At 39.9% G+C, this 12516-nt stretch carries 7 protein-coding genes; all 7 read right to left on the bottom strand.

Annotated features, from left to right (window positions below):
• Positions 1 to 164 precede the first annotated feature (164 nt).
• On the bottom strand, positions 165 to 2567 hold the full coding sequence (locus EYS08_RS08405) for a glycoside hydrolase family 2 TIM barrel-domain containing protein (protein WP_244215898.1): 2403 nt from the start codon (positions 2565 to 2567) through the stop codon (positions 165 to 167).
• Between the two features lie 357 nt (positions 2568 to 2924).
• The gene (locus EYS08_RS08410; RefSeq protein WP_131029609.1) at positions 2925 to 4706 is read right to left on the bottom strand and encodes an NPCBM/NEW2 domain-containing protein; all 1782 of its coding nucleotides are present in this window, start codon (positions 4704 to 4706) and stop codon (positions 2925 to 2927) included.
• 228 nt (positions 4707 to 4934) lie between these two features.
• On the bottom strand, positions 4935 to 6446 hold the full coding sequence (locus tag EYS08_RS08415; RefSeq protein ID WP_131029610.1) for a family 43 glycosylhydrolase: 1512 nt from the start codon (positions 6444 to 6446) through the stop codon (positions 4935 to 4937).
• 53 nt (positions 6447 to 6499) lie between these two features.
• The gene (locus tag EYS08_RS08420) at positions 6500 to 8449 is read right to left on the bottom strand and encodes a sialate O-acetylesterase (protein WP_208745821.1); all 1950 of its coding nucleotides are present in this window, start codon (positions 8447 to 8449) and stop codon (positions 6500 to 6502) included.
• A 490-nt stretch (positions 8450 to 8939) separates the two neighbouring features.
• On the bottom strand, positions 8940 to 9494 hold the full coding sequence (locus tag EYS08_RS08425; protein WP_131029611.1) for a hypothetical protein: 555 nt from the start codon (positions 9492 to 9494) through the stop codon (positions 8940 to 8942).
• Positions 9495 to 9603: 109 nt separating this feature from the next.
• Positions 9604 to 10851, bottom strand: a complete 1248-nt coding sequence (locus EYS08_RS08430) for a glycoside hydrolase family 5 protein (protein WP_131029612.1) — start codon at positions 10849 to 10851, stop codon at positions 9604 to 9606.
• A gap of 27 nt (positions 10852 to 10878) precedes the next feature.
• The gene (locus EYS08_RS08435) at positions 10879 to 12498 is read right to left on the bottom strand and encodes a glycoside hydrolase family 43 protein (protein ID WP_244215899.1); all 1620 of its coding nucleotides are present in this window, start codon (positions 12496 to 12498) and stop codon (positions 10879 to 10881) included.
• Positions 12499 to 12516 lie beyond the last annotated feature (18 nt).

Genomic DNA, 12516 nt, shown 5'->3' on the forward strand with positions numbered 1-12516 from the left:
TATTTTATTCTTTTGGCAATCCCAGGTATCATCATCTACTGCTCTGTATATCGAATTGATGTTTATAAACCGATTGGGATTCAGTTAACTACCAGGCCGTTTTATTTATTTCTATAAAAATCTATTGATTAATTCAAATACTCAGTAACCGTTTGATTTTTGAATTAATATCCTTTTTGATGGTTATAATCAGCTGTTTTGATACTTAAAGTTTCCGCGGGTAAATTAGGAGAGGTAACCGTTAGTTTGATATCGCCAGCTTCATGTTTGCTCTTTATCACAACTAGAGCTTTACCTTTCCATGCTTTACGGGTATTGCCCACGTATTGTTCAAAATCTTTCAGATCAGCATTATCCACTCCTGCAATTACGCCTGCACCTTCGATTTTGAAATGCAAACGGTTGTTAGCATTAGGTTGAATTGTTCCCTCTTTATCGGTTAGTTCGATCGTGATGTACGATAAATCCTGCCCGTTGGCCAAGATTTCTTTCCGGTCTGCCCTTAGTTTTATTTTTGCAGCCTCGCCAGCAGTTTTGAGGATGACTGATCCCGTTTCTTTATTATCTTCTACACCTACGGCTTTAATCAAACCCGCAGCATATGAAACCTCAAAAGTAGCCTTAAACTGTTGCCCAATGGTAGTTGCCTGTTCACCTATCAGTTTGTTATTCAGGTAAAGCCTCACTTTCGGGTATTTGGAATACACTTCAACCTGAACGGTTCTCCCTTCAAAACCCGGCCAGGTCCAGCTTTCCCAAGTTGGATAAACTGACCACCAGGTTTCTTTTATTTCCAAAGGTTCCGGAGCAGGTTCACGCACGGCCATATAAAGTTTTTCGTTATCGTTGTACAACATGCTCCGGTAATGGGAAATGGGTTTTCTCCATCCGGTCAGATCGATATCACCACAATAAGCACCATGCCATGGAAAAAAATTATTTTCCCAGTGTTCACCAGGGGTATCCCCAGAATAATACCAACGGCCAATTCCTGACTCACCCAGATAATCCATTGCTGTCCAAACAAAATCACCGATTACATAATTGTTTTCCTGCACAAGTTTCCAATTGGCAAAAGCATCTTTCGGATAGGATTCGGTTTGAACAATGATACGAGAAGGCACTCTTTTATGATCTTCTGGAGCAGTATGCAGGTTGTAATTATAGCCGGCAACATCATGTACGTTTATCAAAGAATCCAGGTTTTCCCATTTGTTTAAATTCACAACGGCAGAAGTTACAGGTCTTGTAATGTCTATTTTTTTCACTTCCTGCAAAAGCATTTTAGCTGTTTCAACAGCTTCAGGTTTTCCCCGTTCTGCAATTTCATTACCGATGCTCCACATCACGATAGAGGGATGGTTTCGATCCCTTAAAATCATTGCCTGCAAATCTTTTTTCCACCATTGGTCGAAATATTTTGCATAATCATTGGTATTTTTTCCAATTTTCCAGCAGTCGAAAGATTCGTCCATTACGAGCAGGCCTAATCTATCGCAGGCATCGAGAAATGCTTCAGAAGGTGGATTGTGAGAAGTTCTCACGGCATTGAAACCACTGGCTTTAAGCAATTCTACTTTACGCTCTTCGGCACGGTCAAAAGCAGCAGCGCCCAAACAGCCATTATCGTGATGCACACAACCGCCGTTTATTTTCACTGTTTTTCCATTCAATTGAAACCCATTTTCGGTCGTAAATTTTATAGAGCGGATACCAAAATTGGTTTTTGTATTGTCCAGCACTTTTTTGTCTTTTACTACCTGAACCTGCGCCTGGTATAAATTCGGTGTTTCCGGTGTCCAGAGCATAGGATCTGACACTTGTATAGTCTGGGTGATTTCCTTTTCGCTATTGGCAGGAAGTACGACTTGCATCTGGCCATTAGCAATTTTTTTAGAATTTTTATTCCAAAGAAGCATTTTTACAACAATTTGCTGGGCAGATGCTGTTTCATTTTTAACCTTGGTTTTTACCAGTACAGTTGCTTTTTTTGAAGACACCTGAGGAGTTGAAATGTCAACACCCCAATGTGCAACGTGCACAGGGTCGGTAACATTTAACCATACATGGCGGTAAATACCAGAGCCACTGTACCAGCGGCTGTTCATCTGTTGTGAATTGTCGACACGGACAGCAATAACATTCTCTTTTCCAAAATCGAGATAAGGTGTAAGGTCGTAACTGAATGATGTGTAACCATAAGGATAAACACCCAGCGATTTTCCATTAATAAAAAGCTCGGAATTCATATAAATACCTTCAAAATAAATAGCTGTTTTTTTTACCTTCCAGCTATCAGGCACCTGAAAGGTTTTTCGATACCAGCCTATCCCTGACGGAAAAAATCCACCTCCTCCTCCTGTAGCATTTTTAGGATGAGTTTTTCCTTCGATACTCCAATCGTGCGGTAAATCAAGTTTACGCCAACCCGAATCATTGAAATCATTTGCTTTAGCTTCTGGCGTATCACCTAAACAGAATTTCCAGTCATAATCAAATAACTGTTTTCTTTCTATGCCATTTTGCGCATACCCTGAAAAAAAGCTTATAAATAGTACGAATACCAATACTATTTGTTTTGCAAAATATTGTCTTTTGTATAAATTGAAGCTCCTCACTTTGTTGTGTTATATTAATTTGTATTATTAAATATTATAGCATTCATCAATGTTATTGCGTAAATTAACAAAGGCTTTAAAACGGCCTAATGCATTGCAGGGAACTGGTAACCTTAGTTCGATTAACATTTACCCGTTGTGATCAATTTTTTGTTTCTTTTTCCTAACTCGATCGTCATGCTGAACTTGTTTCAGCATCTTTCCTGCTAGATAGACCCTGAAATAAATTCAGGGTGACGGCGGTTAGTTAAAATATCTAAAGAAGATCTTTAAAGGCATGTTATTAATCAAGTTCAGGTTAATATCTTAACGCAAAGGAGTTATCCGATACAGTCCAGCCCCATGTTGTGGCAATTCACGCTCAAAGCTCCCATTAAAAGTTCCGAGCTCTTTGTGATTCCATAAATCGCGCACTTTTACTTTGCCTTTTATATTAATAGCTTCAAAGTTTACTTTTACATTGGCCTTATCGGGAACATCTAATGTTCCTTTATCAACCAAAACACCAAAAGTCACTGAGCCTTTTTCCTGTGTTACGTAGCCAGTTGCTGTAAAAGAATCATAACCTTCTGGCAATTGATAAACGATCACAGACGCTGCATGAGCACCAATTCCCTCTCGTGTTTCATTATTTATAATAATTGGTTTATTATCTAAGGTACGATTGACATTTGCATCTCCCCAGCCTGAAGTTGCACTCAGCCATTTGAGGTTAGTCAGTTTTAAATCGCCCATGGGGCCGTGAAGAACAGGATCTGCCCAAACAATATGATCTAAATCAAACCCATTGCCCCCATCTTTCACAAAGAGAACAAGTTTTTTACCATCTTTTACCGATACTTCTATCTTTTGCGAACTTCCTTTACCGGCAATTATTGGACTTACATAATCGGCATTGTTGAAATCAAGATTCTCTCCTTTGCTTTGCGCGTTGAAAAGAGCCACATACTTATCTTTGCTATTAGGCACATCGGCCGTCCACACGATCAGATTCTTTTCACGTGATACCTGACGGTTATTTATGCTCTGTTGATTTACTTTGAGCATTTCAGGATTGGTGAGCATTTCCTTGGTAAAATCGTCAAGCTTGGTCATATTTCCACCAAAAATAAGTGGCGAACGACCAATAGCCCAAAGGCTCATAAGCGTATATTGTTCGTTTTTAGTGAAATGGGTTGGACGATTGAATTCAACAATTCCAATCGGGAGCATATCTGCATCAGGGAAATGGCCAGGTCCACGAAAAGGTGTCCACACGTCCATTCGCTCAAACATCGCTTGCAACAATCCCCAGCGATCCCAAAAATCGTCGGTGATACGCCACATATTGGCATGATTCATCACATGATCGCCCATTTTAACCGGCGTTGCTCCCGGAGATAAACTTAACAGAATATGTCTCCCGGTTTTATCTATTGCTTTGCGAAGCGCCTCAATTTCTGCCTTTTGTACATCATCATAAGGACGTGAAATATCGTCGCATTTGATAAAATCCACTCCCCAGTCGGCATACATCTGCACAATGGAATTATAGTAAGCCTGACCTTCAGGGCTATTAGCCTTAATGCCGTACATATCAGGATTCCATGGACAGGTAGAGCTTTTAATGGCAATATCCTGCGCTTTTACGTTTGTTCCGAGTACCGGTGTATTTTTTTCGACAGCCTGACGAGGAATTCCGCGCATAATATGAATGCCGAATTTCAGTCCTTTGGCGTGCACATAGTCTGCAAGAGGTTTGAAACCTTTTCCATCTGCAGCCGAAGGAAATTTTTTCAAACCTGGCGTTAAGCGGCCATAGCCATCCATGGTAAGTAGCGCGTTTGGGTCGTAAGCATGTCCTTTTGATTCAGGCTCATACCATTGAATATCAACTGTAAGATAGTTGTATCCGCTTGGCAAAAGGTATTTTGCCATCGCATCTGCCTGTTCTTTTACTTGCTGTTCGGTAACGGTTGTTCCAAAACAATCCCAACTGTTCCAACCAAGAGGCGGTGTTGATGCCCATTGATGATATTTTTTTTTGGCTGTTTGCGCATTTATAACACTAAAAACAAGTGCCAAAACCAAGGTAAGCGTATATTTCATTTTAATTAGGTTAATATTATTTTTCTAATTTTTAGTGCCTGTTTAAATTTTATTATAAATTATCAGTATGCCAGTCTGTCCAAAGGACTCCTATGGAGAGCGTAGTCGAAGACCTGTTTTTTGATATATTAAAAGCAATCGACTCCACTCAGTGTGACAACATTATTAGATAAGTAAAATAATTGTATCAAGTTTAAGCAGGCTATTAATTTTTAATGAAACCACTCTTTATTTTACTGGGGTATATTTAAAATTCTTAAACGTTACCTTTCCTTCTCCTATTGAACAAAGGCCGATCCGTAAACTCAAAAATCCGCTAAGTACATTATGGTGCATGCCCGATACCTCAAAAGAGTTTTCAATTTTATTCCATTTGATACCATCTTTACTGTAATACATATCTACCGTGTTTTCTATATTTTTGAGACGCAGGAACACATGGTTGTTAACTACATTTTTTTCAGCCGGGGCTCGCCAGCCACGCAAATCGGCAACTACATCTTCATTGTTGGCGAGTATACCGGACGATGCAGTGCTGTTATAAAAAAGAGCCAACCCGGCAGTTGCCTTTCCTTCAATTAATACCTCAACATCAACGGTGTAGGAATGGTCTTCGGGGATGCATAATAAGGGAGAACTATTACCAATAGTATTTCCTTTTGCTTTAACAGACAAGCTATTGTTGGCCAATTTAAACCTATTGGTATCCAGTTCTTCAAAGAATTGCCATTGAGATTTTAATTTATTACCCGCAAAATTGTCGCTCAGGTTAAAATTGGTTTTAGAAGGGCCCAAATCTGGCTTTCTGATCGGTTTACTGTCGATTATACCTGTTGGTACTTTGTACCATCCGTCTTTTGTCCATTCTATAGGCAGAAGCATTGTTTGGCGGCCTTTATTGTAATAGTCTTTTTCATAAGCGTGAAACACCATCCACCAGTTTCCTTTCACATCATCAATAATGGTAGCATGCCCTTTTGATCTCCATTTTTCAGATTTTTCTGTTGTTCTTACAATCGGATTATAGGGAGAATTTTCCCATGGACCGGATAAGGATTTAGATCGTGCTGATACGACCATGTGCCCGGTTATTGGACCTGCTGTTCCGCCTTCGGCCACAGTAATATAGTAGTATTCTCCCCTTTTTATCAATTTAGGACCTTCCAGGCAAAAACACTCAATAGACCAGTGTCTAGGGATGGGCCAACCTTTGTACGAACTCTTTTGGTTTCCTGTGGTGGAAAGACCATCATCAGCCAGAGGCACAAATCCGCCGTCACTGAAGAATAAATATCTTTTGCCCTGCTCATCTGTAATATGTCCCGGGTCAATATTGCCGATTTTCAAATCAACCGGTTCACTCCATTTACCACCGATCGAATCTGCTGTGACCACATAATTGGTACCGTTTGCTGGGAAATAGATATAAAACTTATTTTTATACTTCACCAGATCAGGTGCATACACTGAACCTACTTTTTTGTGCAGGGCGTGGGTTACCGGTTTCCAGTTGATCAGATCTTTTGAATGCCAGATCAATAAACCTGGATAATATTCGAAAGATGAATGGACCATGTAATAATTATCCCCATCGCGTAATATACTAGGGTCGGGATAATCCCCTGCGAAAATTGGATTCGTATAGAAGCCCGGGGTCTTCGGGTTCTGAGCTACCTGGTATTGCGCTGTTGCACAAATGCTAAACTGCAGCAAAAAAATTGTGATTATAAATTTATTCATATTATTAGGTGTAAAAAGTATTATTAACCTGTAATTTTAGGCCTGATCATTTATTATTTTTGTGTAATTCCTTTCCAATTATCTGTTCTGAAAGGGATGGCAGGCAGACCTTCGAAATTTATCAGGTTACATTCCGGATTATCGGCCCAGGCATAACGTACAGCTTGCGGATCCTGCACCTGATCAGCATAAACCACCACATATTTTCCCTTTATGGTGGCTTTCGCCCAGTAAAACTGTTGATCGTTACCCGCTATTGAGAATCCTGTTATTTCTTTGGCATCTTTGGTTCGAAGGCCAGCTGAAGCATTGGCAAAACTGATGTAGATCCGGTTTTTTTCTTTCCGGTAACTTTTATACAAAGGGCCCGATGCTGTAACGTTTTGTTTGTACACCAGTTTATTGGCATTTAATGCCAGGCGCCGACCAACCTCCTGTTTGTTCTTTGGATGGATATTATCTGCTTCACCGATATCGATGATGCAGGCCATACCAGTATTGGGTTGCGATAATGTTAACGTTTGGGCTTCCCTTAGTTCGGCCCATTCACTTTCGGAAGGAAGCGGCTTTGTTTTTTTGAAATTTGTGAGCTGAACATACAGAAATGGTAGATCGCCCTGCTGCCAGCGTTTTCGCCAATCATTGATCAGCATGGGAAATAACTTTCGGTAGTTATAGGCCTCGGCCTCATTGGCTTCGCCCTGGTACCAGAGAAATCCTTTGATGCCAAAAGGAATAACCGGGTTGATCATTGCATTGAACAGCAATGAGGGATAATTTTGATAATTGTTTATTTTGGGCAATCCTGGTTCAAGGTCTTTTTGGTACCGCCATTTCCCCGCTAAGGAAACTTTAACAGCACCATCAGTGATATTAATTCCCTCTGCAGGAGGATTTAAGCCACCGCCGCCCCACAACATTGCTATCCTGAGGCTAATCGTATTTTCGCCTTTTCTAATTAATTTAGCAGGAATAGTATAGGATTGTTTCGGATCACTGTTCCATATGGTTTTACAGATTTCTTCGCCATTAAAATACATTGAATAGTTCATCTCCGGGTGCCCTATGTGCAGGGTTAAATCTTTTCCGAAAAAGGATTCTGGCAAGGTTATCTTTTTACGCAGCCATACCATCCCTTCATATGGGCCAATACCAAAATCTTTGATCAGCCGGGGCATTTCTACTGTCGGCCAGCCCGAATCATCATATCTGATTGCCGGTATTATTTTATCTGTATTATTTTGCGGTTGATATACAATTTCCCAGAAACGGATCAGATTAAGGCTATCATTTACAAAACTTTGTTCACTTAGTGTATCGTTGGCGGTTATATTTGCTTGGGTAATCGGTGAAGTCAGCAATTGCTCCCGGCTTGTCCACGATTCTATCGGCGTGCCTCCCCAGGTGCTTTGTATAATGCCAATGGGAACATGTTGATCTTTGTGTATTTTTCGGGCAAAATAGTAGGCTACAGCAGAGAACTGTTGCACATTTGAAGGATTACAAACCTCCCATTTTCCATCTAGAATATCAGATTGTGGTGTTATTTTTTTGTCGTGCGCTACCTGAAGGAAACGTATTTGTGAAAAATCGGCATTTGCAATTTCCCTGGTAGCATCCTGAGACTGCTGTACCGACCATTCCATATTGGATTGCCCGGAAGCCAGCCATACATCGCCGATAAGGATTCCTTTCAGTTTAATTTCGGCATTTGGTTTTCCTGTTTCAGAAATTTTGAGTTCGTATGGCCCCCCTGCTTTTAATACCGGAAAGAGAAGCTTCCATTTCCCTGAATGATCTGCTATTGCTGTAGCTCGGGATTTCCCGAGCTCAGCTGTGATATGTGTACCAGGTGCTGAGTTTCCCCAAACGGGAATTTTAATACCTCGCTGTAAAATCATGCTATCTCCAAACACTCTTGGCAGCGTAATCTGAGCATGCCCATTCTGGATAAAAAAGAACAGCATAAAAAATATAAACCAGGCTTGTATCTGTATTCTCATTATTTGTGTGTATTGTTATTCTCCCCGAGATAGAGGCATTCGATCCATCAATAGCTAAACTTCCATCTGGCGGGAGATTTATATTTACCAAAATCTACGATCCATGAAGAACCGTGGATTAAAAAATAGTATTTATTCGTTGCTTTCAGATTCTCGTTATCAGAACTATTTAAATAATAAACCTTATAAGAAATGGAGCCAGCAGCATTTTCACGCTGGCTCCATACAAAAAATTCAATTATTTATTTTTTAACCATCTTAAATGATTTTGAGTAATTTATACAATCATTGATTTCAATAAAAATCCTATTGTCAATTGGCTTGAAGACAATGATTTTATTGTCTCTACTTTTCTTCCAGGTATATCAAAAATGGAAACACGGAATGGTTGATCTGAATTTACAGCTTCACCTTTAAATTCGTTAACAAATAGGAATTGGATAAACCTTAATTGAATTGTCACATGATTGGTTCGATTCAGTCGTCAGGCTTACTGCTTCTTTCCAGTAATTATAAAATTATCAAACATTATCGCATTAGAACTAACCGTATTCGGATTTACTCTAAGGCTTATTGTTTTATAATTTCCTGAAGGCAAAGCAACCAATTTTGTTTCTTTATACCACCCTCCACCACTAGCAACTGTAGGTAGCGTTACCCAAGAAGCACCGCCATCAACACTTGCTTCAATTTTTGGTTTTACAGCATCTCCTGAATCTTCAACAACAAAATCATAAGACAGGTTTAAATCTGTAAAACCAGCCACATTGATATCAGGTATGGTAACAGCAGCACCTTTAGATTCTATTTTCAAATTATATTGCTCACCCCACCCTTGGCGCAAATTTATATTGGCATCGCCAGCAGTTTTTAGATCTATTTTACCACTCCATGTTCCTGCCTTTGTAGATGGTTTAAATGTATGCATTTGACCATCACCAAGGATGGTAACATTTGATTCAAAATTTTCAGAATACAGCGTTTCCTGTGCATTTGCTAACATCCCTGTTAGTAGCGCAAAAAATAATAATGTGATTTTTTTCATGTTAATTTGTTTTTTAAGTTTATATATTGATTAGAATTAAGCAATTATTTGTTTAAAACAACTGGGCAAATAGTTTTAGGTATAGGCATTTATCTCCAGTTGCCATTCTTTACTTAGCACCTGTAATCAGCGCATCTACGATACGCTGATCAAGAACTTTATTGTTTCTGCGGTCTAAAACAGTACCTTGTTCCCAAAAGAAGGGCTTAAGACCAAATTTAATGGCCTGTTGGGTTGAGTAAGCTGTCCAGTAGTCAACTGCATCATTGTGTTTTGCCATGTCTGAAGGCAGATACTTAGGGTTTTTTCTCCGAAAAGCTGCATATTCACCCATGATTACAGGGATGCCTTTATCGACAAACTTGGCTTTCATCAGAGCATACAATCTTGATAGTTCACTTTCTTCACCCCAGGTTGCATTTCGGCCTGGATCGGTAACCGAATGATGACCCGTTCCCCAGTAGTAGAACATTTTACCCCAGCTGGCATCACCATCCATCAATATTGTAAATTGAGATGGGGTATAGTTATGCACTTCAACCATCATCCGGTTAGGTACCTGATCTGTTGGAAGGGTGTTCATCAGATTATTGGTTTTTTCGAAATCAGTGCCAGGCCCCTGAACAACCAGCACCCTATAACTGTTCTTTCCACCTGTAGACCTTACAGCATTAATAAATGTTTGGTGATAGCCGTTTAGTATTGCCATCTGTTCAGCATTTTCCGCTGGGGGTTCGTTCGCACTCGCAAACATCAGGTGTTCATCAAAATCCCTCATTGTTGTAGCAATCTGTTCCCATAATGCTTTCTGCTTGGCATTAACGGAGTCTTTCTTAACGCTGTTGATATTGTGATCCAGCCAACCATTGTCCCAGTGGATATTCAGCAGCACATATATATCATTATCTACACAATATTTAACCACTTCTTTTACCCTGTTAAGCCATGCAGGATCAATTGTAGCTTTTGATCGATCACTCAAATGTTTCCAGTCCCAGGCGCAGGGAATCCGTATTGCATTAAAACCTGTCTGTTTTACAAATTTCACGTACGATTCGGTAATCTGGGGATTACCCCAGCCACTTTCACCCCCTGGCGATTCCATTGTATTACCGATGTTTATGCCCAAGTTCATTTTGGAAGCCAGTTGCACAGCCGTACTGCCCATACCCGTTGGATCTGGTGCTTTTGGCGATGTATTATACGATGGATATAAGGCACTTACTTCAGGTAAAGAAACGCTGAGCTGAGACTGAACATCCTCCTTTTTTTTGCAAAATGAAGTAAGCAGTGTAAGTATCAACAGTACTAAGATGTAATGTTGTCCTCTAATTTTTATATTTCCGAAAAGATCCATTAATTATATATATCAGCTGTACTATAATCATTTGTCATTGATATGGAAGTAATCAAAGTCTGCATAACCTCCAATGTTTTTAGTTGCATAATTAAACAAAGCAAAACGATAGCCCATAAAATGCGGAATGTCGTATTTCATCTTCAAAGGTTGCCATATTGGTTTCCAAACTTTTCCATCAAGACTATAAAAGAAACTAGCTTCATCTTTTCCATTAAGCGCGTAAAGGTTATTAGCTTCATCGTTCTTGCCGGTAAAATCGCAATCGATTCTGAAGTAAATTTGGTCTTGATCCAATGGAATTCGCTTTACTTCAACAGGTTTATCATTATCAGTAGTGATCATTACTATCGACTTTTGACCCGCGTCAATTTTAACGCCCACTGATCCATACTTTTTTTGGAAAGCTGAGAATCCGGCAAAATCGCCGTCTTTCATTTTGGAAACATCAAGGGCAACAGAAGCTGAGCTGGTTGGACCAACAGTGCGTTGTGTAAGTGTGTTTCTGGCCTGAAGAAAATCAGTGTCGATTCTTCCTGTTTTGAGGCGCAAAAATCCTTTTCTTTCAGTTACAGACCACAGCGCATTATCCGGATTATGATTCCATTGCCAAGCCAGCGGCAAAGCAGGTTCGCCTTTTTTACGGGTAAACTCATCAGAAGAAACAATGCCTGGAATTAAACCTTTACTGGCCGGCAGGTCTAGCTGTTCCGGGACTTTACCATTTTCTCCTAATACAGGCCATCCATCTTCCCACTTTACAGGAACGAGATAAGGAACGCGGCCAACAGCAGCATAATCGCGGAAAAGATAAGAGAACCAACGTCCATCAGGCGTGTTGATCAATCCTCCTTGAGCAATTCCTCTATCCTGTAAGCCAACTTTTCCTTCCCAAGGGCCGTTGATATTATCTGCCCTATGTATAAGTACAGTTCGCATTCCACCGCGTGGTGCGCAAATATTAAATAAATAATATTTGCCTTTTACTTTAAATAATTGAGATCCTTCAGCTCCAAGACCTACTTCTTTTCCTGTTGGTGCACTGGCGTTTTCGATGAGCACCCGCTCCGGAACGCCTGGTTTAACTCCTGTTAGATCGTCATTTAATTCAACAATTTTTAGTCTTTCCGCGTCATGAATTAAATATACCTTGCCATCATCATCAAAAAACAAAGAATTGTCATGATATGCTGGCTTAAAAGAAATTCGTTCCCAGTTTCCTTTTTCTATATCTTTCGTTTTAAAAATATAGGTTTCACCTGTGGTTTGTGCAAAAGTACTTACATAATACATCCCCTTGTGATAGCGTAAACTACTTGCCCAGGTGCCTTTACTATAGGCGTTTTTTCCTTCTGTCAAATTTAGCGCCGGCACATCTGCCAAAGCATCATGGGCATAGTTGATCATTTTCCAATTGACAAGATCTGTCGATTTCATAATGGGCACACCGGGGTTCATGTGCATCGTTGTGCTGCTCATGTAATAGCTATTGCCCACACGTATTATTGAAATATCCGGTACATCTGCATAAATAATAGGATTGGTGGCTTTTTGTGCATATAAACACGGCACTATAAGGGTGATTATTAAGGCTACCATCGATAACCTGTAAATCGCATTTTTCATATTTTCATTTGGGGTTTTCATTCTTAACCAACTTTAATT

The sequence above is a fragment of the Pedobacter kyonggii genome (genome assembly GCF_004310665.1).
In the GTDB taxonomy this organism is placed as follows: domain Bacteria; phylum Bacteroidota; class Bacteroidia; order Sphingobacteriales; family Sphingobacteriaceae; genus Pedobacter; species Pedobacter kyonggii.